We start from the raw sequence: 24,562 nt of genomic DNA, 5'->3' as shown, positions 1-24,562 counted from the left end.
GGCTCCGGAAAGATGAAATTTACCACCGGCCTGCGCATCCGCACCTCTTCGGATGTGGAAAACCTCTGCACCTGCCCCCACGCCCGCCGCAGCGGCATGATGTGCGAGCACGCCCTCGCCGTCGCCTTGGCCCACGTCCGCGAACAAAGCGGTGCAGGCAGACCGCGTTCCGGCGGATCGGGTACTGTAGCCCCGCCTTCAGGCGGCTCTGGAGGTGCCGTCCCGGCTAAAGCCGGGACGATATTACCCAGAAGCTCCCCCACTTTGACTCCGCTCAAGATCGTAGGCCGCTACTCCCTCTATCTCCCCGAACCACTCCTCCAAGGTCAGATCCGCGAACCCTTCGGCGTCTTCGTCAAATACGAACCCGGCGGCGAAGGTGAGTCCTCCCTGTTCGCAGCATGGCTCGCCAGCCAGGGCATCAAGCATCCCCAGAGCCTGCCCATCTCCCTCAGAGGCGAAAGCCTCCACACCTTCCTGCCAACCCTCGCCGAGCACCCCCGGGTGTTTGTCGGCAAGCCGAACGGCCAGGAGCGGGCGCTCCACGTCGCCCCTGAACTCGTGCGCCTGCCGCTGCTGGTCGAGTCTGTCGATGCCCAAACCGTGCGCCTCAAACTGGAAGGTGCTCATCAAAAGCACGTCCTCGGCCCGTGGTGGATCTGCCAGGAGACCGCATCGCTGTTCCGCCATTTGGCCGACAGCCCCGCCCTGACTACCCTCGCCAGCGAGTTGAGCAAGGCTCCCGTCACCCGGCCCCTGCGCTGGTTGGCAGAGCAGGGGGAGGCCTTGGGCGAGTGCTTCCAGATGGAACTGCGTGGCGCAGGCTTGGAGAAATTCCACGTCGCGCCGGTGCCCTGCACCTTCGAAATCCAGCTCGACGGCTCTCTTCAGGTGGTAGATGCGAAACTATCCGCCCGTTACATGTCAAACAGCTGGCCAATCCTACATTCAGACAGTAAGCATTCAATCTTCCCAATTCAGGCTGAATCGAATGGATTTGTCTTTTACGTACAGAATATAGAAGCAGAATTCCGCCTTTTACGCCGTCTGGAGGCCCTCGGTTTCAAGCCCGAAGGCCAGGTCCTGCGCCTGCAGGGCAGCGAAAACGTCCTCCGCTTCTACGCCTCCGAACTCCCGCTCCTCCGCGAGCTGGCCACCATCACGGAGGGGGAACGCTGGCGCTCCGCGACTCGTGGCATCCAGCGCATCGCCCCGAAAACCAAGTTCGTCCCACCCGCCGGTCAGATGGGCGGCGGCGGCGACTGGCTCAGCATGGAGTTTGCCTATGAGTCCACCGATGGCTTCCGCCTGCCACGTGCCGAGGTGCTCCGGCTCGTCCGTTCCGGTCAGAGGTCCGTCAAAGGAGCCAACGGCAAGCGTTATATTCTCGACATCGCTGCGGTGGATGATTTGGAGGAATCACTGCGGGATGTCCCGCTGGAACTCACCCCCGAAGGGGCCCGCGTCCACGGGGCGCACGCCGCCTACTTTGGCGATGAAGCCGCTGGCGCTGCTAACGAAATCGTCGTTACAGATTCCGAGGTTCGCGCCGAAATCGGCGATCTCGCTGGCATGCTCCGTCCTTACCAGATGGAAGGCGTTTGCTGGATGACCTCCCGCGTCCTGCGGGGCCGGGGCGGTATCTTGGCCGATGAAATGGGCTTGGGCAAAACTGTCCAGAGCATCGCCCTCGCTCTCTTCCTCAAACAGCGGAAAGGCGACCAATGCGGCCCCGTGATGGTCGTCTGCCCCAAGTCCCTCCTCGGCAACTGGCAGGCCGAGTTTGAGCGCTTCGCACCCACCCTGAAGGTGCTCTTGATCCAAGGCGCAGGCCGCGAAAAAGCCCTCGCGACCATCCCCGCTTTTGACGTGATATTGACCTCTTATCAATTGATCATCAGAGATATTAAACATTACCAAACCATCCGGTTTGGTTTGCTTCTTCTGGATGAAGCCAGCTTCATCAAAAATCCAGATACCGACGCCGCCAAGACCCTCCGCAGCCTGAACTCTGCCGGTCGCATCGCCCTCACCGGCACCCCTTTGGAAAACGGCGTGCGCGATTTGTGGTCCATCTTCCACTTCGCCCTGCCGGGATATTTGGGGAACCAGACTTCCTTCAAAGAGCGCTTCGAAAGCCCCATCCAGTCCGGCCTCGATCTCCCCGCAGGCCGCGCCGCCGCCCAGCGCCTGCAGAAACTCACGCTGCCCTATTTCCTCCGCCGCACCAAACGCCAGGTGCTCAAGGACCTGCCCGAGAAGATCGAGCAGGTGCTGTGGTGCGTCCCCAGCGCCGCGCAGAGCGAGTTCTACCGCAAGATTCTGGAAGAAGGCCGCGAGGAGATCAAGGCCGCCCGCAAACGCTCCGGCCAGAATGGGGCCAAGATGACCATGTTCACCGTGCTGCTGCGCCTGCGTCAGGTCTGTTGCGATCTCCGCCTCACCGGCGTCCAGCCCGACGCCCTCAAAGGCCTCGGCCAGGAAGACCTCTCCGGCAAATGGCCCGCCTTGGTGGGGCAGATCGAATCCGTCATGGAATCCGGCGGCAAGCTCCTCGTCTTCAGCCAGTTCGTGAAATTCCTGCACCTCATGCGCGACCACCTGAAGGCCGAAAAACTCGACCACGCCTACCTCGACGGCAGCAGCCAAGACCGCTCCGCGCAGGTCGAGCGCTTCCAGAAAGACCCGAACTGCCGCATCTTCCTCATCAGTCTCAAAGCCGGCGGCTACGGCCTGAACCTCACCGCCGCCGACAACGTCATCCTCGCCGATCCTTGGTGGAACCCCGCCGTCGAATCCCAAGCCATCGACCGCGCCCACCGCATCGGTCAGCAAAAAGTCGTGAACGCCTATCGCCTGGCGATCCGCGGCACCGTCGAAGAACGCATCCTCAAACTCCAAGCCCAAAAACGCGGACTAGTCGAAGCCGCCCTCAACGACCAAGCCCCCATGATGGAAGGCCTGACCGAAGGGGATTTGGAGGCCCTGATTCAATAAAGTAGTCCAGAGCTTCAGCTCGTTCTGGAAACGCCGCCGCACCCAGAGTCGAGCTAAAGCTCAGGACTGCTTTCCAGCAGACTCCCCCCTTACTTCCCCAGCTTCGCCTTCAAAAACCCAAACAGATCCGGCCACTTCATGTGCCCGTAATCATTGTTATAGTTGATCTCATGCTCAATGCCCACCGCCTTCAACTTCTCCGCAATGCCCGCGCCGAAGTTGCCTGAGTGCACCGGGTCTTTGGCCGGTGGCTTGCCAAGGTCCGGTGCGCTGTCATAAAATAACAGCACCGGCGGATCGTCCGCACTGGCCAGCGCATACGGTGAGAACTGCTCGATCCACGGCAGCAAACTCTCCCGCTTATCCAGAAACTCCTGCATGCTGCCGAGCCCAAACGCATGGCTGCCGTACTCGTTGTTCGGAATCCACGCCTGCATCTGCTTCGGGTCCAGCGTAGTCTGCGGCACGAAGGCCAGCACGCAGCGCAGGCGTGTGGACTCGCGCGCAATCGGATCGGCACTTTTCGCATTCGCCATGTCGGGATGAAACCCGAGCCACAGCGCCGTGAACCCACCCGCCGACCCGCCACAGCCGCCCACGCGGTCTTTGTCGATGTGCCATTCGGCTGCCTTGCTGCGCACAAACTGCAGCGCCCGCGCTGAATCATCCAGGCAGGCCTTCACCGGAGGTTCGATCTTTTCCGCCTGCGCATCCGGGATGAAGCGGTAGTTGATCGACACCACGGAGATGCCGTTCTCCAGACACTTGGCCAGGAAATCAGGATTCGCCTTGTCGCCATTCATCCAGCCGCCGCCATGGACGAAAAACAGCAGCGGCGTCGGCTGCTCCGCTTTCGCCTGGTAAAAATCCAGCACCTGATTCGCATGCTTCCCATAGGGCACATTGGCGTGCGTAGGAGCCGGAGTTTGAGCAAAGGCATGGGCACCCGCCAGCAGGCAAAGCGCGGGGACGAGGTGGCGAAGGAAGGTCATAGGTCGGGGCGCAGAATCGGTGATCTACGCCAGCGCTGCTACACCTCCAGCTGAATCCCCAGCTCAATGACCTGACGCGGCGGAAGATCAAAGTACCCCGTGGCAGGGCGGGACAGGCGCGAGAGCATCACAAACAGCTTCTTCCGCCAGGCGGCCATCTTGCCGGGCCCATTGGTCAGCAGCACCTCGCGGCTCTGGTAGAAGGTGATGCCGTTGCGTTTCACCTTGGTCTTTTCGCTCATCGCCGCGCAGAGGTCATTGAACACATCCGGCGGCTCGGAGAAGCCATAGCGCAGGACGACGCGGTAAAACTCCTCGTAGTACTCGCTGATCTCGTGGCGCGCTTCCTCACTGACATAGGGGGCATCCGCGAACTTCACACTCAGCAGCACCACCTGCTTGTGCAGCGCCTTGTTGTGCTTCAAATGATGCAGCAGCGCCAGCGGCAGGCCGTCGGCGCTGGCAGACATGAAGACCGCCGTGCCCGGCACGCGAATGACACGGTCCTTTTTGAGTTCATCAATCAGATGTACCACTGGCAGGCGGCCGCGCTGCATGGCTTCGTACAAGATGGAGCGTCCATCCGTCCATGTCTTCATGATCACCCAGATGCAGGCCGCGACGGCCAGCGGGAACCACGCACCCTGCATGAATTTGATCAGGCTGCCGGAGACGTAGCCCAGTTCAATGATGGTGAAAGCCAGCACAGGAAGAAAAGCTTTCCAAAACGCCCAGCCCCAGATGCGGCGGGCCACAAAGAAAAACAAAATGCTGGTGAGAAACATCTCCATCGAAACCGAGAGACCGTAGGCGGAGGCGAGATTGCTGGAGGTCTCAAAGCCGATCACCAGCGCGATGCATGCGGCCATCAGGAGGAAGTTCACCTGCGGCATGTAGATCTGTCCGCGCACGTCGGGATTGGTGTGGATGATCTTCAAGCGCGGCAGGTAGCCGAGCTGTACCGCCTGCTGTGTCAGTGAGTAAACGCCCGTGATCATGGCCTGCGAGGCGATGATGGTGGCCATCGTTGCCAGGATGATCATCGGCACCAGCAGGGGCTGCGGTACCAGTTTGAAAAACGGGTGCTCCAGCGCTGCCGGATCACTGATGACCAGCGCGCCTTGGCCGAGGTAGTTCAAAATGAGCGCGGGATAGACGAGGATGAACCAGGCGCGCTTCAGCGGCTTCGATCCGAAATGGCCGATGTCTGCATACAGCGCCTCACACCCCGTGACGGCCAGCAGCACCATTCCCATGATGACGATGCCATGGTAGCCATGATGCATCAGGTAATAAATGCCCCAATGTGGAGACAGCGCCACGATGACTTCAGGATGCTCGATGTAGCGGTATAAGCCCAGGCTGGCCAGTGCGGTGAACCATAGGATCATGATCGGACCAAATGCCACGCCGATCTTCGCCGTGCCGTACTTCTGCACCATGAACAGGCCAAAAATGATCGCCACCGAGATGTAGACGATGACGTGCTGCGGCATTTCCGCGCTGATCTGCTTCATGCCTTCCACGGCCGAGAGCACCGAAATGGCCGGAGTGATCATGCCATCGCCATACAGCAGCGCCGCACCAAAGAGCACCACGAGCACCACAAAGGAACTGGCCTTGGGGCTGAGCGCCTCTTTTTTGGAGCGCAGCAAAGACAGCAGGGCAAACATGCCGCCCTCTCCCTGCGCTGTGGCCTGGCTGAGAAGCCCGAGGTATTTCACCGAAACCATCAGCGTGAGCGACCAAAACATCAGCGAAATCGGCCCGTAGATCATGTCCACTCCGTCACGGCCCGGTGTGTAGCCCGCATGCGTGAGGCACTCCCGCAGTGCATAGAGCGGACTGGTACCGATGTCCCCGAATACCACACCCAAGGCGACTAGGGCCAGGGTCCAACTGTTTGAGTTTTTGTGTTCTGACATGAGGTGTCTTCGAGACAGTCCCGAAGCCCTGTTTGAATCAGGGACTAATGCTGTTAGCCAGTGTTGCCGAAGATGCAAGAGACAGTTCGGCGCAGGTCTTGGGTTTTGGGTGTGTGAATGAACAGTGGAGCATGCGTCCTTCGACCGCTGCCCGGCGGTGCCTGATGACCATGTCCTGATGCATGGGTATTTGCATCAGGCATCCCCTGAACATCTGGGCAGGGCGGGATCGGGTTGTGAGAGGGCACCGGGGTCCTATGATTCATGGATGAATACTTACCCCAATGCAGCAACAGAAGCCCCGCAAGATCCCGAGGAGACAGAGCCTCTCACCACGCCTCCTCTTGAGCCTGAGGAGAAACCCATCGTGGTGCGCGATCACGGCGTGGAAAGCGATGAGGAGCATGACATCGACAAGGCCGCCGGTGACGAGGGCATCGATGACGATGCAGGCGACGACTTCGATAAAAACAACGCAGGCGAAAAATAGTCTGCCACAGAAACTCACAGCAGCCCCGCATTCATCCTCACCCACCCCCTAACATTTATGACCAAGCTCAAATTCAACGGCTCTTGGAACGAAATCAAAGGCAAGCTCAAGCAGAAGTACGCCCAGCTCACCGATGACGATCTGCTCTTCGCGGAGGGCAAAGATGAAGAAGTTCTGGGACGTCTCCAGCAGAAGCTCGGGGAAACCAAAGAGAACCTGCGCGAGACCATCGCGAAGCTCTAATACGCCTTAAAAACTCCCGCAGTCACCACCCTTCACTCGTCACTGCCATGAACATGCTCAAAAACTGGCTCAATCCGAAAAGGTTGGAATTGTCCACCTCGAAGCCCATCGTGGAAACTGAAGAAGTTCCCACCATGATCATCGATGCCGCACCGTTCCGCACCTACAGGTTCCTTCGCAAGATGAATGCCTCCGCCCCGCAGGCGAAGCCGTCCTCAATGCACATGTTTGCTTCGCGATGAAATCACCCGCTGACCTCGTCCGTGCATGTTATGCCGCTTACGAGAACAAGGACCGCGCGGCCCTGGAGTATCTGCTCTCGGAAGATTTCACTTTTACCAGTCCTGTGGATAATCATATCAACCGGGCGCACTACTTTGAGAGATGCTGGCCCAACAGCCAGCATCTCTCCTCATTTGATATCAAGGATCTCATGGTCGAAGGAAACAATGTGTGCGTCCGCTATGAAGCCCGCACGTCACAGGGCATGACCTTCGGCAACACCGAGTTTTTCACCGTGGGCGGTGGCAAAATCTCGCAGGTGGAGGTGTACTTCGGCTCCGAAGATCCCGTTGCCACCACCGAAGCCGAGATTCGGGTGCTCATGGAAGACATCGCCGCTGCATGCCGCGCCAAAGATGTCTCCGCACTTATGCGTAACTACGCGCCCGACGTCACCGCCTTTGATCTCATCAACCCCTTGCGCTACTGCGGCAAAGACACCGTGAAACGACGTGCCGACGAGTGGTTTGCCTCATTTGCAGGCCCCATCGACTACCAGTTGAGAGATCTCTCCATTTCCGCTGCAAATGACACCGCCTTTTGCCGTAGTCTCAATGAGCTGAAGGGCGCCAAGAACGACGGAGAATCCATCGACATGTGGTGGCGCGAGACTGCGTGCTTTGAGAAACGCGATGGTAGATGGCTCATCACCCATCTGCACAGCTCCGTGCCCTTTGACATGAACACCGGGCAGGCCTCCTCAATCTCAAGCCTTCGAGTGATGGATAGGGAAGGCTGTTTCGGTCTTGTCATTTTTCCCATCCCCAGTCCCTCCGATAAACCAAGATCGAAAACAGGAATGGAAGGACAGGGACATGACAAGTACATGACAAGGTCTAAAACGGTGCTCAATCACCGTTCAGACCCTGACCCCGCCTCACTTCTTCGCCTCTCGGGCCTCCTCGATATCTTCCTCTTTCTGCTCGATCAGCTTTTCCTCAGCATCCTGCACACTGCGGAGTTCTTCCTCAGCTTCGTCGAGACCTTCTTCGACAAGGATTTCAGGAAACTCTGCCTCGTCTTCTGCAGTTTGCGGAGCCACTCGATACCCTGACTCGTTGGCAGGTGCGTCCCAGGTCTCAAGCTCTGCCAGACCTGGCACCATGATCTTCGGCGGCATGGGCAGATTCCCCAGCGGATCTTCTGACAGCATGGTGTTGGCCTCCATGTCTTCAGAGACCGTGGGCTGTGGCGGTTCGGTGTTGGATGCGGTGGCGGGTCTGTCTGCAGCAGGGGCAGATGAGTCAGCCGCCGAGGCTTCAGGCTGGGATGAATGCGCTGTTTTCATGGTTGGGTTTCTTTCTTCCATGGCATCGCGCCGCCAGACTGCTTTGCGTTTATGTTTTTGTCCTGCCTCATGGTATGACAGGTGGCCGGGGAAGGGGATTAATGCGGCTTTAACTGAAAATGAAGTGAAGGCCCTTCACCTCCTCACCGTCTGACTCCTGCCCCGTCCTTTAACCAAGATTGAACTCAGCCTCACGACTCGGCGTCCAAACTTCCCGCACATACGATTTTATGCTGCCGCTGGTTTTGTTGGCAGTCTGACTTGGTTCGCGGTATTATCATTCTCATTTCCTGCCTGTGATTTCCTCTCCGCCGTCCGCCCACCCTCCCGCGCCCAGCCGTTTCTCATGGCCAGTGCGCACTGCCCCTACATCCCCCCCTGGCAGTTCCGCAGGACGAATAAGCCTCGGTGCTCTCGCCGCCTTTGGCCTCATCCTCGCGGCAGTTCCTACATTTAGCGCAGAGCTGCCAGCCGCCGCTCCTGCTCAAACCCCAAAGCCTGCGACTGCTGCTCCCGCGCACAGCGCAGAGCCTCCCGCCGCCTTCGTCCCCGGCACCGGCTCACGCACCGACGTCAAGCCCTTCTACTTTGCCATCCCTGCGCCGCGTGGGCAGATCCTTGACCGCAAAGGACGGCCGCTTGCGCAAAACTCCCTCGTGCGTCGTTTGCAGTTTACCGTGCCCGCAGAGAAGCGCAGCACGCTGGAAGCCTACACAACTTGGCTCCAGCAGGAGATTGATGCTACGAAGGCCGATCTCCCCGTAGCACGCATGCCGGACGCTGAAACGTTGAAACGCCATTATGAAAGCCGCCGCGAGCTGCCGGTGACTGTCAGTGATGCCTTCACGCAGGATCTCGTCATCGATCCGCAAAAGCACGCCCATGCCAGCCTGCGAACGGAATACGTGCGGCACTACCCGCAGAGCGGCATGGCCGCACACATTCTCGGCTACGTCTCCTCTGACGGCGCACCGCCGTCCGGCCCCATTCTCCGCAGCGAGCCCCTCTGGCAGCGCACGAAGGGCGCAGCAGGCCTTGAGGCCGCCTTTAATAAACCTCTCACCGGGACAGACGGCACGCTTTGCCTCATGATGGCAGACGCTGGCAGCGTCGCCTACCAGCAGGTTTTCACTCCGCCCTCCGCCGGGCGCGATGTCGTCACCACCCTCAATCTCGAAACCCAGCGCCTCGCCGAGACCGCCCTCGCGCAGTCCAAGCACCGCTGCGCCATGGTCATCGTTGACGCCTTCACCGGAGACATCCGCGCCATGGCCAGCCTCCCGCACTACGATCCCAATGCCTTCGCCGGCGGCATCTCCTTCGCCGATTTCACCACCCTCACGCAGGACATCGACGGCCCGCTGTTTGACCGCGCCCTGCTCGGCACCTACCCACCGGGCTCCATCTTCAAGCCCATCGTCGTCCTCGCCGGACTCCGCTCCGGCTTCGTCGATGCCCAGATGGAGTTCGAGTGCGGTCCCTCCCTCATGATCGACGGCCGCGAATTCAACAACTGGTCCAAAGACGACCACGGCTGGTTCAATGCGCGCGCCGCGCTCATCCGCTCCTGCAACACCTACTTCTACCAGTCCGCCATGGTCATGCGTGACCGCCCCATTCTCTACATGGCGCATGAGTTTGGTCTTGGCAGTTCTCCAGTGCTGCCGCTAAAAACGGCCGCCGGAAATCTGCCGAAAAACGCCCCCTCCAATCACGACCTCGCCAATCTCTCCATCGGCCAGGGCGTCACCGAGACCTCCCCGCTGCAGATGGCCATGGTCATGGCCACCCTCGCCAACGGCTCCTGCCGCCCCCGCCCGCGCCTTGTCACCCACACGCAGTCACAGACCGGTCAGCTCGGAGACGTCAGCATCCCGTGCCGTGATGCCCTCATGCCCGTCAGCCAGATGGACCTCGAAACCGTTCGTAGCGGCATGTTTGGTGTCGTCAATCATTCACGGGGCACTGGCAAAGCCGTGCGCCTGAAAAAAGTCGCCGTCTTTGGCAAGACCGGCACCGCCCAGTGGGTGCTGCGCGGAGCCAAGGCCAACGTCGTCTGGTTCGCCGGATTTGTGGACACCAATCCCCCGCTGGCCTTTGCCGTCATGGTGGAGGGGAATGCCGGCGAAAGCGGCCTCTCCGGCGGCGGCACCGCCGCACCCATCATCGCCAAAGTCCTGCACGACATTGAAGACAGGCCCACTGCCCACGATGTGAAGTATGAGCCGAACACCGTCCCGGAAGAAAACGATCCACTGACCCCCGACTTCAGTCAGCCTCCACCCGGCTACTACGGCGGCGGCGCCCCCGCTCAGTACCGCGAACAACCCGGCATCGGCGGCTTCTTCCAGCGCCTCTTCCGCTAATCAAACTTCATCTTCCTCCTGCTCTTCCTCCCTTTCTCAGCACCCTGACTTGCCCCGAGAGTAGGAGGCAGAGTGGGAGGACGAGAAAGATAAAAGCCTCACTCATGTCTCCACTCTCAGCAGTTCGCACCTTCCTCTCCAGCCTCCGCGCTCGCTACCACCGCCTCCCGCGCTGGTTCCGTTTCATCAGCGGCTCCTGTGTGATCCTTGGTCTTATCGGCCTCATCGCCTTCGGCTTTGTCTGGAACCACTACTCCAGCCTCGCCGCCACCTATGACATGGCCGCCCTCACTCGCGGCCAGAATGAAACCCTCTTCCTCGGTGCCAAAGGCGAGCCCATCGGCAGCGCCAGCGACATTGAGCGCGAGCTCGTCACCCTCAATGGAGTCCCCATCACCCTCGTCCAGGCCATCATCGCCACCGAAGATGCCCGCTTCTTCTCCCATCCCGGTTTCGACATCATCGGACTCAGCCGTGCCGCCGTGAAAAACTTCACCTCCAAAGGCATCCGTCAGGGCGGCAGCACCATCACCCAGCAGCTCGCCCGCAATGCCTTCGGCCTCCAGGGCCGCAACTACGAGCGCAAGATCATCGAAATCTTCCTAGCCATGCGCATCGAGCGCGAATGCACCAAGGAGCAGATCCTCACCCATTACCTCAATCGCATCTATCTCGGCACCGGCTGCAGCGGCGTCGGTGCCGCCGCACGCTGCTACTTTGGCAAAGACGTCCGCGACATCTCCCTCATCGAGTCCGCGACCCTCGCCGGAATCATCAAGGCTCCCGTCGCCTTCTCCCCCATCACCCAGCCCAAACTCGCCAAACAAAAACGTGATCTCACGCTCCAGCGCATGGCCGAGACCGGCAGCATCACCGAGGCCGAAGCCACCACCGCCCGCGCTCAGCCCCTCACCATCAGCTATGACAAAAACCGCGTCCGCACCGGCTACATGCTCGCCGCCGCACGCGCCGAATTTCAGAGCCTCGGCTACAAGCCCGGCACCCCGCCCGAGATGAGCATCTCGCTGCGTCTCGACTGGCAGCATAAGCTCGACACCCTCGTCCGCAAACACCTCGACACGGTCGGTGCCAAAGACAAAGCCCTCCAGGGAGCCGTCATCGTCCTCGACAACAACTCCGGCGCCATCCTCGCCATGCAGGGCGGCCGCGACTTCACCACCAGCCCCTTCAATCGCGCCCTCGACGGTATCCGCCCCGTCGGCACCGCCTTTCTCCCCCTCGTTTACGCCGCCGCACTCACGGCCCAGCCCGACGTCACAGACGCCCCCCAGATCGACGGCCCCCTGGACAACAAACAGGCCATGATCGGCGGCCTCGTCGGCACCCTTGGTGAATGGGGAGCCGAAGGCGATCCCGTAGCTTACACTGGCGGCAGCATCGCCCCCAAGCAGGCCCTGCTTGAAGGCCGCACCGCCGCCACCGTCCGACTCGGCTATCAGGTCGGACTCGAACCCCTCCGTGCCGCCATCAATCGCTGCGGTTTCACCAATCCTTTGCGGGCCGAAGCCGCATTCACCCTCGGCCAGAGCTCCCTGCGTCTTATCGAGATCGCCCGCGCCTTCACCGCCATCGCCAATGACGGCCGCCAGTGCGCCAGCCCGCACCTCCTCCTCACCCCCACCATTCGCAGTACCGAAATTTTCAGCCCCGCCGCCGTCACCCATGTGCGCGACACCCTCATCACCGGCATGGAGCGCCCCGAATACCGCAAGCCCCTCAAGGCCCACGGCCTCGCCAACAAAAGCATCGCCGGCTACGGCGGCATCACCTACGACCGCACCGACGCATGGTTCATCGGCTCCGACCGCGAACGCACCTGCCTCGTCTGGATCGGGCATGACAAAGACATCCCCATCAGCCCCCAAGCCACCGCCTCCACCGCCGCGCTTCCCCTGTGGGCCGCCGTTTTCGCCATGGTCACCGAGGGCAAGCCCAAAGGCTGGGACGGCAAAGCCCCCGCTTCCCAACTCCTCGCCGCTCCCCCACGCGCCCTCTTCGTCGAAGGCGAAGCCCGCGTCATCCCCGTCACCCCCATCTCCAGCGTCGTCATCGGCAGAGACCCCTACCAAACCACCAGCGCCCCCGGCGGCGTCCCTGCGGCTATCCCCGTCCCTCAAGACGACTACGTCCCCAAAGCCATCCCCGTTCCGCAGTAAAAAATGAAGTAAACCGCAGAGGCTGGACGGACTCAGAGAACTGCCCTTCCAACTCAGGTTTCTGCCCTCTGCGGTGTAAACCGCACATCCCCAGTCGCACCAAGCTGGAAATGCGCCTAGCAAGATGCTATAGACGCCCCGCAAAAAGCACGCGCCCACACTCCCCATGATGTCCAATGAACTGGCATGCATATTCATGTGCTTCATCTCCGGCCTCATCCTCACCTTCGTCTCCTGGCGCGCATGGACTCGGCAGGAGGTCACCTGTCGTTACGGGCGATTCCGCCGCAAAGACAACCCATTCACATTTTGGTTCTACACATCCTTGTACGTCTTCTTTGCGGTTCTGTCGCTCATCATCGGCATCGTCCTCAGCATCTCCCTCCTTCGCTCCTCCTGGCGTACCGTGAAATCCACTCCCCGCGTACAAGGCATTGAAACCCCAAGGGCTCTCAGCTTTGTCCTTTCTCCGCCACGCACCCACGCTTGACATTCCACCTCTTTGCCCGGTTACTCACTCCTGTGAAGTCACTTGCCTCATCCATGCTCGTGCTCTGGCTCCTTTGTTGGGCGCACTGCTCGCTGAGCCGCTTTGGAGCGGTGCAGGGAAGTGCTGCTTACACCTGCTGCTTGGCCACCAATGAGCATGCCGAAGAAACGCATGAACACGAGGGGCACCACAGCAACGACGCGCCCCTTCACACCGGACTCGACTGTGGCGTCTGCGATTTCCTGACCCACGGCAGCACCCTCATGCAGAAGCTCCCGCCCATGACGGCGCTGGCAGTCGAAGCACCACCGCTTGCCACTTGGGAGCCCGCGCCACTCCCTGAACTGGCCACCACCTTTCTCACTTCACTCGCAGCCAACGATCCGCCGCCACTGCGCGCCCTCTGCGAAGTCCTCTCCCGCACGGCCTGTCCCGTGCGCGGCCCTACGCAGGCTTAAGCCCGCGCTGTTTTTTTTGCGCCTCCCTCTGAGCGCTCTAGGACCCATCCGTCCTATCGGTCCCATCAGACCTATCGGAGAGCGACCATAGCAAAAAACAGCCACGAACAAGGCTTGGGCTCTCATGCGCCCCAAAGACAGGATCACCGTATCCGTCAGACTCCGCCCACCACAATCCCTTCGAATGCGGCAGCTTCTCAAAACTTACCCACTTCACATCTTCCCATGAAAACTCTCATTCCACGGATCACCCTCGCAGCCTTCCTCCTCTCCCTCGGCTCCTGCACCGATAAACCCCACGCTACCGCCCACGAAGCCCAAGAAGAACACGATCACGAGAGCGAACACGGCCCCGAAAACGGCGCGCAGTTCAAGGCAGGGCAGGGGGTAACCCTCACCGAAGAGATGAAGCAAGCCATCGGCCTCAAGACCACCGAAGTCACCGAAGCACCCGTTCCCACCCTGTTCGTCGTCTCGCTCCAGATCGTCCCCTCACAAGACCTCCAACCCACCGCACTCACCTCAGATGCAGCCACCTCCATGCAAGCCACCGGCTGGCTCACCGCCGCGCAGGCCGCATGGATCAAGTCGGGCCAGCAAGTCACCCTGCACGCCGAAAGCGACGACGCCAAGTCATCCACCGGCACCATCGCACGCATCGAGCAAACCGCCCACGTCACCCTCGGCGATTTCGCCCTCACCGTCACTGCCGCCGCACCGCTACCCGTCGGCACCCGCCTCCTCATGACCTTTCGCGCCGCCCCCGGCGAAGCCGTCACCGCCATCCCCCGCAGCGCCCTGCTCAAAACCGCCGAAGGCACCTTCGCCTACACCCTCAACGGCCCCTCCTACCTCCGCACCCCCGTCAAAACCGGAGCCATGAACGAAGACCTCGTCGAGATCACCGATGGCCTCTACGCCGGAGACGAGATCGTCACCACCCCCGTCATGTCACTCTGGCTCGCCGAACTCCAAGTCCTCCGCGGCGGCAAATCCTGCACCTGCGGCCACTGAGCTCGCTTCCCCCCAATCGTCCTCGTCCTCCTACTCGAACTCGTCCTCGATCCCACCACCCCGCCAAACATCCACCCCCGCGAACATCCAGCACCCCCGAGCCCCACCCCTCCGAGTATTGTAGTCCCGGCTTTAGCCGGTTCCGGCCACCCCAAGCTACCATTTCAAGGTGTCCCCCACCATCCCAAGGTATTTCCCACCACCCCATGTCATCCAGTCGCCCCGCCCCATGCTGACCCTCCTCCTCGCCCAGGCCATGCGCCAGCGCGCCGCCGTCCTCCTCGGCACCCTCGTCCTCGCCGCCCTCGGCGCCTGGTCCGCCCTGCGCCTCCCCATGGATGCCGTCCCGGACATCACCAATCCTCAGGTCCAGATCAACACCGCCGTCCCCGCGCTCGCCCCCGAAGAAGTCGAAAAGCTCGTCTCCTTCCTCATCGAGACAGACATGGCCGGCCTCCCCGGCATGGTCGAGCTCCGCTCCCTCTCCAAGTTCGGCCTCTCCCAGATCACCATGATCTTCGAAGACGGCGTGGACATCTACCGCACCCGCCAGCTCGTCACCGAGCGCCTCCAGGGCGTCCTCGAAGAGCTCCCCCCCGGCCTCACACCCCGCCTCGCCCCCATCGCCACCGGCCTCGGCGAAATCTTCTACTACACCCTCGACTACACCGCAGACGCCCCCTCCAAGCCCAAGACCCGCGAAGCCCAGCTCATGGAGCTCCGCACCATCCACGAATACCAGGTCAAGCCCCTCCTCCGTCGCACCCCCGGCGTCGCCGAAGTCAATACCAGCGGCGGCTATCACAAGCAGATCGTCATCCAGCCAGACCCCGCACGCCTCGTCGCCGCAGGCATGTCCCTCGATGAACTCGCCAGCAAAGTCGAAGAAGGCACCCGCAATGCCGGCGGCGGTTTTGTCGAGATCGGTGGCGAACAGCTCATCGTCCGCGCCCCCGGCCGCGTCAGCAGCGTCGAAGAGATCCAGCGCCTCCCGCTCAAGTTCGGCGGCGGCGTCAAACCCATCCTGCTTCAAGAAGTCGCCAGCGTCGGCATCGGCTCCGCCTTCCGCACCGGAGCCAGCACCCATGAGGGAGACGAAGCCCTCGTCGGCGCCGCCCTCATGCTCGCCGGAGAAAACGCCCGCCTCGTCGCCAATGCCGTGCGCGAAAGCTTGGAAGACATCCAGCGCAAGCTCCCCCCCGGCCTCGTCATCCGCACCGTCTATGACCGCAGCGATCTGGTGAACCGCACCATCCACACCGTGGAGAAAAATCTCAGCGAAGGCGCGCTCCTCGTTGTCATCGTCCTCTTTCTCCTCCTTGGCAATGCCCGCGCCGCCTTCATCGTCGCCCTCGTCATCCCCCTCTCCATGCTCCTCGCCATGATCGGCATGGTCCGCCTCGGCGTCTCCGGAAACCTCATGTCCCTCGGCGCCATCGACTTCGGCCTCATCATCGACGGAGCCGTCGTCATGGTCGAAAACATCGTCCGTCATCTCGGCGAGCGACAGCACGCCCTCGGTCGCCGCCTCACCGCCACTGAGCGCGCAGACGAAGTGCTCAAGTCCGCCAAAGAAGTCGCCAGCCCCATGTTCTTCGGCGTCCTCATCATCACCGTCGTGTACGTCCCCATCCTCGCGCTCCAGGGCATCGAAGGAAAAATGTTTCAGCCCATGGCCATGGTCGTCATGCTCGCCCTCGGCGCATCGCTCGTCCTCGCCCTCACCCTCATGCCCGTCCTCTGCTCCCTCCTCCTCGGCGGGAAAATTCAGGAAAAGGACAGCATCATCGTCACCGCCACCAAGAGACTCTACGCCCCCCTCCTCGCCTTCGGCCTGCGCCACCGCTGGCTCATCGTCATGCCTCTCTTCGCCCTCTTCGCCTGGAGCCTCGTCCTCTTCTCACGCCTCGGCGCCGAATTCATCCCGCAGCTCGATGAAGGCGACTTCACCTTCCAGTTCATCCGCAGCGCCAGCGCCAGCCTCACCTCCTCCGTCCAGCTTCAAAAGCAGAGCGAAGCCGCCCTCCGCCGCGAGTTCCCCGAAGTCCGCGATGTCTTCTCCCGCATCGGCACCGCCGAAGTCGCCACAGATCCCATGGGCCCCAATGTCGCCGACACCTACGTCATGCTCAAATCCTCCGACACCTGGCGAAAAGTAAACGGCGCGCCCATCACCAAAGCCGACCTCGGCGAGCTCATGCGCACCCGCCTCCTCGCCCAGGTCCCCGGCCAAAACATCCTCGTCTCCCAGCCCATCCAGATGCGCTTCAACGAGATCATGGCCGGAGCACGCGCCGACCTCCTCTGCAAAATCTTCGGCGAAAACTACGACGACCTCGAGCGCCTCGCCGGAGAAATCACCGCCGTATTGAACAGCCTCCCCGGCGGCAGCGAGACCGAATTCGACGCCATCGGCAAAGTCCCCATGATCGAGATCCAGCCCGACCGCGAGGCCATGATCAAATACAACGTCCACAGCGAAGACTTGTACCGCCTCATCGAAACCGCCCTCGCAGGCGATGAAGTCGGCACCCTCATTCAGGGCAATCGCCGAACCCCCATCCTCGTCCGCCTCGCCGAAGACCAGCGCGCCGATCTCACCACCATGGAGCGCCTCCCCCTTCGCACCGAAGGCGGCGGCATGCTCGCCCTCAAGCAGATCGCCAAGGTCAAACTCGAAGACCGCGTCAACCAGATCACCCGTGAAGACACCCAGCGCCGCGTCAGCGTCCTCATCAACGTACGCGGTCGCGATACCGAAGGCTTCGTCGAAGAAGCCACCCGCATGATCCGCGAGAAAGTCGTCTTCCCCCCCGGCTACTACTTCGAATTCGGCGGCCAGTTTAAGAACCTCCAGGAAGCCAAAGCCCGCCTTACCATCGTCGTTCCCCTCGCCCTCGGGCTCATCCTCGTCCTCATCTACCTCAGCTTCGGTTCCTTCAAGCAGGCCGCCCTCATCTTCCTCTGCGTCCCCCTCGCCGTCACCGGCGGCATCTTCGCCCTGCACCTGCGCGGCATGCCCTTCACCATCTCCGCCGCCGTCGGCTTCATCGCCCTCAGCGGCATCGCCGTCCTCAACGGTATCATGCTCATCAGCTACATCAATCAGCTCCGTCGCGAAGGCCACGAACTCCGTTCCGCCGTCGTCACCGGCACCCTCACACGCCTTCGCCCCAAGCTCATGACCGCATTAGTCGCCAGCCTCGGCTTCGTCCCCATGGCCCTCGCCACCGGAGCCGGAGCCGAAGTCCAGCGCCCCATCGCCACCGTCGTCATCGGCGGCATAATCACCTCCACCTTCCTCACCCTCCTCGTCGTCCCACTCCTCTACGAATGGTTAGAAAAGCACTCTAACCCTCAAGCATAACCAAGTGCCCAACGAGTGCCGCCAAAGCAAAATCGTCCTCGTCCTCGTCCTCGTCCTCGTCCTCCTACTCGAACTCGTCCCTCGATCCAATCGCCCCGCGACACCCCACCGCCCCCAAATCACCCACCACCAATTTACAATTCTCAGTTTTCAGTTCCCAGTTTTCAATCCGCGCCCCCCCAACCCCGCCCCTTCCCGTTCGTAGTTCGGACTTTCAAGTCCTTCGAAGCCTTGACGAAAAAGGAAGCCCGTCAGAAAAAGCACCAAGCCTCCATCCACCCCCGCCAAGCCTTCCTCCACCACCCCACCAATCCACATTCGTCATTCCCCCCCCACCACCATGAAAACCCTCCTCCGCACCCTCCTCCTCCTCGTCACCCTCAGCTCCGCCATCGCCGACACCGCCGTCAAAGCCGGACCCCGCAAAGGCCGCCTCCTTGAAATCTCCCCGACACAAAGCGCCGAATTCTTCGTCGAAAAAGACCGCACCATCAGCATCGCCTTTTACGACGCCGCCCTCAAAGCCCAGCCCCCCGCAGCCCAAGTCGTCACCGCCACCGCCGAAACCCCCGCAGGCAAAACCAAGATTGACTTCGCCCCCAAAGGCAAACTCCTCCTCGCCACCGCCCCGCTCCCCACAGGCGAAGACTATCAAGTCGTAATCCAGGTCAAACCCGACGCAAATTCCAAACCCAAAAACTTCCGCATCAAGCTCCTCCTTTACACCTGCAAAGAATGCGGCAACGCCGAATACGCTTGCATCTGCGATCACTGATGCCGCCCAGTTTCTACATGGGTATAGCATTATCCAAAACTGATTTCTGGAAAGCGGCGCGTGGTGACCCTCGACAGCGCTCTGAGGACCAAGTGCCCTGCCTCACGTTGAGCGGCGCATACCAGGTGCTGGTAGGGCTGGCTGTCCTCAGCCAGTCGCCGTACAAGCCCATGTCCTTCGAGCAAGAGACAATCTGCTAAACGGAAGTGAGTTTTAGAAACGGCTAGAGAATTGATCGTCCAAGCCACCTGGGCAAAGCCATGAAAGAACGACGCACACTTCCGCATGGCCGTGCCGCTTTTCAGTTCCACAGGAACTGAGCTACATTGGGCTCTCGCCCTGGCGCAGCAAGGTAGCCTTGTTCCTGTGGAACAAGGAACGCTCCGCCTCATCCCAAACGCTTAACACGGTAGAACTAGATCGTGTTTGAAAACCTAAGCAGCTACTCAGACGCAACTCATGAATGGGTGTTACAGCGCCCCCCAACACACACCAGCAAGTTCCAGCGCATCCACGAACGCGGAGCGTCCTGGAGTGCGCCGGTCCTCCGGCGCTTTCGAACGTCCTCTAGCCTGCGGAAAGCTCCACAAGACTGGAGCACGCCAAGACGCCGTCACCCTCTTAAAAGCCCCATAACCTTCACGAACACTGAGGTTTTCAAACACCCCCTGGTGCCACCACCTCGATTCCGCACATCAACCCCACGGAAACCCAGCAGCCACCAACTCCGGACTCTTCGCACTGAAGTCACGGCTTGAGCGGGTTCTGAAAGCGCGCCCACTCCCCATCCTTCACTCCGACCCCGTTGTCGTGGTCCTCGTCGTCGTCGTGGTGGTCCCCCCACCATGGACAACGCGCGGGTAAACCACCGGCTTAAACGTCGTCACCCACACCGGCGATCCCCATGAGTTGGGATAGCGCGACGTATACCGCACCGTCTTCTCCTTCAGCGGCGTCCCCGGTGCCGGATGCGGTGCCTCCATGTCATGGTAAAGATACTCATACGACCCATTTGGCGATGCCACACGGTCATAGTACCCCATCCCACCCGGGCGCGCTGCGCTGTACGGGTAAAATCCGCTCCGCTCATACGGCCGCCCATACGGGCGCAGGCCACTCACATACGCAGGCGAGCCATACTCAGGCGGAGCCACCTTGGCAGATGTGGAAGTCGTGCGTGCCGGCACCGTGCGGGTGTAGAGATCACCAGTGCAAGAAGCCAGCCCACCGGCCGCCATCAATGAGCAAACGAGCAGAAGAGAATGTTTCATAAAAGCGAGGCAGTAAAATTTAAGAACAACAGCAGCAGACTAACAACCCAAGTCGCTCCTGTCTCTCACAATAATCGTCCTCCACCAGCCCACAGGCCCTGTCAAATGCCCCTAGTACCCAAGGGGCGCGGACTTCCCGTCCTCAGCAGGTCGCCATTACCTAGCGGGCGACGCTTCATACCCAATATCGCAAACACCACTGCCTCCGGCCAAGCTGAAGAAAAAGCGATAGACCTCAAAGCCTGATCCTCATCCAGCCACCGCCCCCCTCAGATCCCCAGCCTCAACTGCCGCCTCTGCTCCGGCGCCACCAGCGTCGAAAGCCCGATCCCGATCAGCCGCAGCGGCCCCGTCACCAGCCGGTCTCGCGCCAGCAGGTAGCACGCCATCCGGTAGATCTCCCGCTCCGTCGTCACCGGCTCCTCCAGCCGGATCTGCCGCGTCAGCGTCGTGAAGTCACTGTAGCGCACCTTCACCTGCACCGTCATCGCGCCCACCCCGTGCTTCCCCAGCGTCCCCGCCACATCCAGCGCCATCTCCTTCAGCGCCGCCCGCAGCACCGGCCGCGCGTCCGTGTCATTCAGAAACGTGTTCTCCGCGCTGATGCTCTTGCGCTCCTCGCTCAGGTCCAACTCACGCCCATCATTCCCCATCGCACGCTCCCGCAGCCGCGCCGCAAACGACCCCGCCACCGCCTCCAGCCCCTGCGTCGAGTCCTGCAGATCCCCAATCGTCCGCAGCCCCAGCGACTCCAGGCCCTGCGCCGTCACCGGCCCCACCCCATGGATCGCACTCACCGGCAGCGGCCTTAAAAAAGCGATCTTATCCCGGTCGAAAATCACCGTCAGCCCATCCGGCTTTTGGAAATCACTCGCCAGCTTCGCCAGAAACTTGTTCGCGCTGATCCCCACACTCGCCGTCAGCCCGCACTCCTCGCGGATGCGCCGCTTGATCGCCGCCGCCATCGGCCGCGCCGCGTCGATCGCCGCATCCACCTCCAAATCCGGGTCCGCATGGGCGCTCACATCCAGGTACGCCTCATCCACAGACACCTGCTCGATCATCGGCGTAAACTCCTGCAAAATCCGCATGATCCGCGCCGACTCCGCCCGGTACACCTCCATCCGTGGCCGCACAAAAATCCCCGCCGGGCACAGCCGTCCAGCAGTCCGCGACGGCATCGCCGAGCGCACCTTAAACTTCCGCGCCTCATAGCTCGCCGCACACACCACCCCACGCTGATCCGGCGGCGACCCCACGATCACCGGCTTCCCCCGATACTCCGGGTTGTCCCGCTGCTCCACCGACGCAAAAAACGCGTCCATGTCCATGTGCATGATCACTCGCGGCATGGCTTTAACGTACGGCTGAAAAACCAGCTAGGTTGCTGAAAGGCATGCGACCTGACGCGGCTGGCTGAGGACAGCCCGCCCTCACGTACAGCAGCGCGTACGGGGGCTTCCACACTCGGACTGGCAGGGCAGGGGCCTCCTCACTTCTCATCCAGCCCACGCCGAATCCGATACTTGATCGCAAGCTGATGCGCCGGAGTATTCGCAAAGGTCAGCCCCTTGATCCGCTCAATCTGCAGCAGCGCCACGCTCTGCACCGCAGGCGGGTGCCCGCCGTTGTTGGTAATGTTGAGCAAACGGTTGAGGTAGTCGATCTGCAGATTCTGGCGCGCGATGCTCACCGGCTTAGCGGGATCATCACCGGTGCAGATCCCCGTGGTCAGCGAGTTCATCACTTCATCCAGGCTCACCTCGTTGCCATAAAGCGCCGTGTCCTCGATGCGCTTCAAAGTGTGCGCATGCAGCAGCTGGTCCAGCAGCGCACGTTGGATCAGAGAGACGCGTTCATGCAGCCTCGGGTCTTCCCCTTCGTCACGATGGTCAAAGCTACGGCGCTGCAGTTGCAGGTGCGCGTACAGTTCCGGCGGCGCGAGGAGTGCATCCGGCGCAAAGGCATACTTCGTCAGCATCGCAATGGCCTGGCGCTGCTTGTCAGCCTCCACCGGTTTGAACGGCGCGACTCCCGGGGCCTGCCCCTGCACCCCGCGCTCCACATACACACCGCCGACATAGCGCGACACCGCATTCAGCGATCCGCTCGCCTCTTTCGTCAGCGAGGCAAAGGCCTGCGCCACTTCCTGCCAGCTCTTGCCAGGATCGGACACATCTTTGAGGATGTTGCCGATTTCGACACGCACGGTCTCGCAGCGTTGCGCCGCATACTCAATGGAGTCGCTGCTCATGTCATAAAGCATCGCGCGCGGATCAATGGCCTTGCCCGGCGCACGCATGTCGTCCGCGTCATTCGCAAAGGCCAGTTCCGGCTTGTGCGAGAGCGCGGCGATGGCCTCCAGGCGCTTCTCCTCTTCCACCGGATCTTCCAAGGACTCGCTGTAACCGTAGTTGATCACCCAATGGTCATAGGGTCCCGGCTTCGTGGTGAAATATTGCCCCTGCTTCATGCCTTTAGGCGCGATGTTCACCGGCGGGTAGTCCATCACAGAGCCGGTGAGCCCCGTCTTCTCCGTGATCTCCGCATTGTGGATGTCCTTGAGGCTGTGCATCTGGCTGGCACGGAAGTTGTGGTTCAGGCCCAGCGTGTGGCCTACCTCATGCAGGCACAGGTAGTAGAGGGACTCCTTGATGAGGCGGTCCATCTCCACGCGGTCGCTCTTTTGCAGACGCAGCATCGTTTGGCCAAACATCAGCCCATTGCGCGCAGAGCCGCAGGCCTCGCAGGCATGCGGGTTAAAGGCCTTCCTCGCATCCGCCGTCTCTGCCTCCGTGCCCAGATCCGCAAACAGCTTCTTGGTCAGCAGGCGCTTGGTGATGAAGCTGTACTCCAGCATGATGTCCGCGCCGAGGATCTCTCCCGTGCGTGGATTCGCAAAGCTCGGGCCGTAGCCGCCAAAGGGCGGAGCCACGCTGCTCGTCCAGCGCAGCACATTGTGCTCGATGTCATCCGCACTCCACTTCGCATCATCCGGCTGCAGCTTAACGACCACCGCGTCTTTGAACCCCGCTGTCTCAAACGCCTCATTCCACTTCAGCACTGCCGTGCGGATGGTGTCGCGGAACTCCACAGGCGTGGTGTTCTCGATCCAGAATACAATCGGCTGCACTGGCTCGCTCATCGCCGTGCCCGGCTTCTGCTTCACCAGCCGCCAGCGGTGAATCACATCGCGGTACGGGGCCACATCCACGCTGGTCATGTCCGTGATCTTGTGCGTGAAGTATCCGATGCGCGGATCGTCCGCGCGCGGCTTGTAGTCACTCTCCGGCATGGCGAGCAGCGTGTGCTGCACCTGCACGCTGACGTAGCGCGCATTGGCCACATCCGCAGCGGTCTCCCAGGTCGGCATCGGATTCTCAAACACATACTCCGCGGTGATGGCGGTGTTTTTGGGGTAGCCGTTCACGCGCAGGATCTTGGACTTCGGTTCGGACAGCTTGCCCAGCACCGCCTTGTCTCCGCCCAAGTTGCTGAACTTCACCTGCGCCAGACTTTCGCGCATGAAGAGGTTGGTGCAGGAGATTAGATAGCCCTCCGCATCCTCCGCCGCGATGACTTCGCTGTTCAAAATCGCGCTGCTCGTGTTGGCCGTGCGGGCCTTGGCCAGCGCGCTTTGCGGGTCAAAGTAGAGCTTGGTGTTTTGTTCGATGATTTCGATGCGGTCAGCCGTCTTGTGAATCTTAAAGATCAGAGAATCGCCATACCGCCCCCGGTTATGCCCCGAAGCCACCGGGCCATCCACGCTGTGATTGAAGTAGATGAACTCCGGGCCAAACTGGTTCTTCGCAATGAACAGCCACGGGTTGCCGCGTTCGCCATCCAGATACACCCGGAAGAGACCATCCACCCGGGTAAAACCCTTGGTGAAATCAGCAACCGATTTCCGCTTGGGTTTGTTGTCCCCATCGCTCTTCGTCAGGCTCACCGTCGTCCCTGCTGCAGCAGGAGCCGGTGGCCCCGTGACCGGTGGCGTTGAAGGAGCAGGCGGTGTGGGGGCCGGCGCAGGTTTGGCCGGCTCCGGCTTAGCAGGCTCCGGCTTCGGTTCCGGTTTTGGCTCAGGCTTCGCAGGAATCGGTTTCGGCTCAGGTTTTGCAGGTGCCGCAGACAGGCTGAACACAGGCAGGACTAGAGCGGAACACACAATGATGAGGCGGCGAGACATGATCAGGTAAATGGCTGGTGATAGGATCAGGGCAATAACAATACCTCAACACAACGTGCCAGCGGCGAGATCATTGTATAAAAAATCAAGGCTCGTTCAGGGAAAGCACTCCCGAGCTTCAGCTCGTTCCCGGAAGCTCCGAGCCTCCCAGGCGAGCAATAACATCAGACCTCTGCGTCCGTCCAGCCTCTGCGGTTCATGAATCGGTCCAAGCTCCCCCATGTCGCGCCCTCCGCTATAT

Annotated in this window: 18 protein-coding genes; 13 read left to right on the top strand and 5 right to left on the bottom strand. The window is 61.2% G+C overall.

All coding sequences use genetic code 11. The features are described 5' to 3' along the window. Positions 1-12: 12 nt before the first annotated feature. Entirely contained in the window at positions 13-2,997 is a 2,985-nt protein-coding gene (locus PSV43_RS08790; RefSeq protein WP_300195755.1) for a DEAD/DEAH box helicase, read from the top strand. An 89-nt stretch (positions 2,998-3,086) separates the two neighbouring features. Here the strand turns inward: PSV43_RS08790 and PSV43_RS08785 are convergent, their stop codons facing one another. Both PSV43_RS08785 and PSV43_RS08780 read right to left on the bottom strand, forming a co-directional pair. Next, the gene (locus PSV43_RS08785) at positions 3,087-3,989 is read right to left on the bottom strand and encodes an alpha/beta hydrolase (RefSeq protein WP_300195752.1); all 903 of its coding nucleotides are present in this window, start codon (positions 3,987-3,989) and stop codon (positions 3,087-3,089) included. Between the two features lie 38 nt (positions 3,990-4,027). Further along, on the bottom strand, positions 4,028-5,914 hold the full coding sequence (locus PSV43_RS08780) for a KUP/HAK/KT family potassium transporter (RefSeq protein ID WP_300195749.1): 1,887 nt from the start codon (positions 5,912-5,914) through the stop codon (positions 4,028-4,030). 268 nt (positions 5,915-6,182) lie between these two features. On the opposite strand from PSV43_RS08780, the gene PSV43_RS08775 reads away from it, so the two are divergent. The 12 genes from PSV43_RS08775 to PSV43_RS08720 all read left to right on the top strand — a co-directional run bounded on the left by PSV43_RS08775 (position 6,183) and on the right by PSV43_RS08720 (position 18,864). Beyond that, a complete protein-coding gene (locus PSV43_RS08775; RefSeq protein WP_300195746.1) occupies positions 6,183-6,404 on the top strand; it encodes a hypothetical protein in 222 nt (73 codons plus the stop codon). Between the two features lie 57 nt (positions 6,405-6,461). Then, complete coding sequence (locus PSV43_RS08770) at positions 6,462-6,647, top strand: CsbD family protein (RefSeq protein WP_300195743.1); 186 nt, start codon at positions 6,462-6,464, stop codon at positions 6,645-6,647. Between the two features lie 47 nt (positions 6,648-6,694). Beyond that, complete coding sequence (locus PSV43_RS08765) at positions 6,695-6,889, top strand: hypothetical protein (protein ID WP_300195740.1); 195 nt, start codon at positions 6,695-6,697, stop codon at positions 6,887-6,889. Next, positions 6,886-7,983 (top strand): nuclear transport factor 2 family protein, encoded by a 1,098-nt coding sequence (locus PSV43_RS08760; RefSeq protein ID WP_300195737.1) that lies wholly within the window; start codon positions 6,886-6,888, stop codon positions 7,981-7,983. The genes PSV43_RS08765 and PSV43_RS08760 overlap by 4 nt, the downstream gene beginning before the upstream one ends. Positions 7,984-8,032: 49 nt before the next feature. Then, positions 8,033-8,371, top strand: a complete 339-nt coding sequence (locus tag PSV43_RS08755; RefSeq protein WP_300195734.1) for a hypothetical protein — start codon at positions 8,033-8,035, stop codon at positions 8,369-8,371. A 199-nt stretch (positions 8,372-8,570) separates the two neighbouring features. Further along, a complete protein-coding gene (locus tag PSV43_RS08750) occupies positions 8,571-10,583 on the top strand; it encodes a penicillin-binding transpeptidase domain-containing protein (RefSeq protein WP_300195731.1) in 2,013 nt (670 codons plus the stop codon). A 104-nt stretch (positions 10,584-10,687) separates the two neighbouring features. Then, complete coding sequence (locus PSV43_RS08745; protein WP_300195729.1) at positions 10,688-12,760, top strand: transglycosylase domain-containing protein; 2,073 nt, start codon at positions 10,688-10,690, stop codon at positions 12,758-12,760. Between the two features lie 166 nt (positions 12,761-12,926). Beyond that, complete coding sequence (locus tag PSV43_RS08740) at positions 12,927-13,250, top strand: hypothetical protein (RefSeq protein WP_300195726.1); 324 nt, start codon at positions 12,927-12,929, stop codon at positions 13,248-13,250. A 53-nt stretch (positions 13,251-13,303) separates the two neighbouring features. Next, positions 13,304-13,708 (top strand): DUF2946 family protein, encoded by a 405-nt coding sequence (locus PSV43_RS08735; RefSeq protein WP_300195724.1) that lies wholly within the window; start codon positions 13,304-13,306, stop codon positions 13,706-13,708. 225 nt (positions 13,709-13,933) lie between these two features. Continuing rightward, on the top strand, positions 13,934-14,722 hold the full coding sequence (locus PSV43_RS08730) for an HlyD family efflux transporter periplasmic adaptor subunit (RefSeq protein ID WP_300195721.1): 789 nt from the start codon (positions 13,934-13,936) through the stop codon (positions 14,720-14,722). A 229-nt stretch (positions 14,723-14,951) separates the two neighbouring features. Then, on the top strand, positions 14,952-18,089 hold the full coding sequence (locus tag PSV43_RS08725) for a CusA/CzcA family heavy metal efflux RND transporter (protein WP_300195718.1): 3,138 nt from the start codon (positions 14,952-14,954) through the stop codon (positions 18,087-18,089). 340 nt (positions 18,090-18,429) lie between these two features. Continuing rightward, positions 18,430-18,864, top strand: coding sequence for a hypothetical protein (locus tag PSV43_RS08720; RefSeq protein WP_300195715.1), 435 nt, complete (start codon positions 18,430-18,432; stop codon positions 18,862-18,864). A 791-nt stretch (positions 18,865-19,655) separates the two neighbouring features. On the opposite strand, the gene PSV43_RS08715 is transcribed toward PSV43_RS08720, so the two are convergent. The 3 genes from PSV43_RS08715 to PSV43_RS08705 all read right to left on the bottom strand — a co-directional run bounded on the left by PSV43_RS08715 (position 19,656) and on the right by PSV43_RS08705 (position 24,321). Beyond that, positions 19,656-20,135 (bottom strand): hypothetical protein, encoded by a 480-nt coding sequence (locus PSV43_RS08715; protein ID WP_300195712.1) that lies wholly within the window; start codon positions 20,133-20,135, stop codon positions 19,656-19,658. Positions 20,136-20,404: 269 nt separating this feature from the next. Continuing rightward, complete coding sequence (dinB, locus tag PSV43_RS08710; RefSeq protein WP_300195709.1) at positions 20,405-21,487, bottom strand: DNA polymerase IV; 1,083 nt, start codon at positions 21,485-21,487, stop codon at positions 20,405-20,407. A gap of 140 nt (positions 21,488-21,627) precedes the next feature. Next, positions 21,628-24,321 (bottom strand): zinc-dependent metalloprotease, encoded by a 2,694-nt coding sequence (locus tag PSV43_RS08705; protein WP_300195706.1) that lies wholly within the window; start codon positions 24,319-24,321, stop codon positions 21,628-21,630. Between the last annotated feature and the right edge of the window lie 241 nt (positions 24,322-24,562).

Source organism: Prosthecobacter sp. (assembly GCF_029946185.1).
In the GTDB taxonomy this organism is placed as follows: domain Bacteria; phylum Verrucomicrobiota; class Verrucomicrobiia; order Verrucomicrobiales; family Verrucomicrobiaceae; genus Prosthecobacter.
This window is presented reverse-complemented; position numbering and strand designations above follow the sequence as displayed.

Excerpts from the sequence above, each read along its gene's own strand:
- PSV43_RS08775 (WP_300195746.1), top strand. The coding sequence starts at position 6,183 with ATGAATACTTACCCCAATGCAGCAACAGAAGCCCCGCAAGATCCCGAG.
- PSV43_RS08770 (WP_300195743.1), top strand. The coding sequence starts at position 6,462 with ATGACCAAGCTCAAATTCAACGGCTCTTGGAACGAAATCAAAGGCAAG.
- PSV43_RS08760 (WP_300195737.1), top strand. The coding sequence starts at position 6,886 with ATGAAATCACCCGCTGACCTCGTCCGTGCATGTTATGCCGCTTACGAG.
- PSV43_RS08740 (WP_300195726.1), top strand. The coding sequence starts at position 12,927 with ATGATGTCCAATGAACTGGCATGCATATTCATGTGCTTCATCTCCGGC.
- PSV43_RS08745 (WP_300195729.1), top strand. The coding sequence starts at position 10,688 with ATGTCTCCACTCTCAGCAGTTCGCACCTTCCTCTCCAGCCTCCGCGCT.
- PSV43_RS08735 (WP_300195724.1), top strand. The coding sequence starts at position 13,304 with ATGCTCGTGCTCTGGCTCCTTTGTTGGGCGCACTGCTCGCTGAGCCGC.
- dinB (WP_300195709.1), bottom strand. The coding sequence starts at position 21,487 with ATGCCGCGAGTGATCATGCACATGGACATGGACGCGTTTTTTGCGTCG.
- PSV43_RS08755 (WP_300195734.1), top strand. The coding sequence starts at position 8,033 with ATGATCTTCGGCGGCATGGGCAGATTCCCCAGCGGATCTTCTGACAGC.
- PSV43_RS08715 (WP_300195712.1), bottom strand. The coding sequence starts at position 20,135 with ATGAAACATTCTCTTCTGCTCGTTTGCTCATTGATGGCGGCCGGTGGG.
- PSV43_RS08720 (WP_300195715.1), top strand. The coding sequence starts at position 18,430 with ATGAAAACCCTCCTCCGCACCCTCCTCCTCCTCGTCACCCTCAGCTCC.
- PSV43_RS08785 (WP_300195752.1), bottom strand. The coding sequence starts at position 3,989 with ATGACCTTCCTTCGCCACCTCGTCCCCGCGCTTTGCCTGCTGGCGGGT.
- PSV43_RS08765 (WP_300195740.1), top strand. The coding sequence starts at position 6,695 with ATGAACATGCTCAAAAACTGGCTCAATCCGAAAAGGTTGGAATTGTCC.
- PSV43_RS08790 (WP_300195755.1), top strand. The coding sequence starts at position 13 with ATGAAATTTACCACCGGCCTGCGCATCCGCACCTCTTCGGATGTGGAA.
- PSV43_RS08780 (WP_300195749.1), bottom strand. The coding sequence starts at position 5,914 with ATGTCAGAACACAAAAACTCAAACAGTTGGACCCTGGCCCTAGTCGCC.
- PSV43_RS08725 (WP_300195718.1), top strand. The coding sequence starts at position 14,952 with ATGCTGACCCTCCTCCTCGCCCAGGCCATGCGCCAGCGCGCCGCCGTC.
- PSV43_RS08730 (WP_300195721.1), top strand. The coding sequence starts at position 13,934 with ATGAAAACTCTCATTCCACGGATCACCCTCGCAGCCTTCCTCCTCTCC.
- PSV43_RS08705 (WP_300195706.1), bottom strand. The coding sequence starts at position 24,321 with ATGTCTCGCCGCCTCATCATTGTGTGTTCCGCTCTAGTCCTGCCTGTG.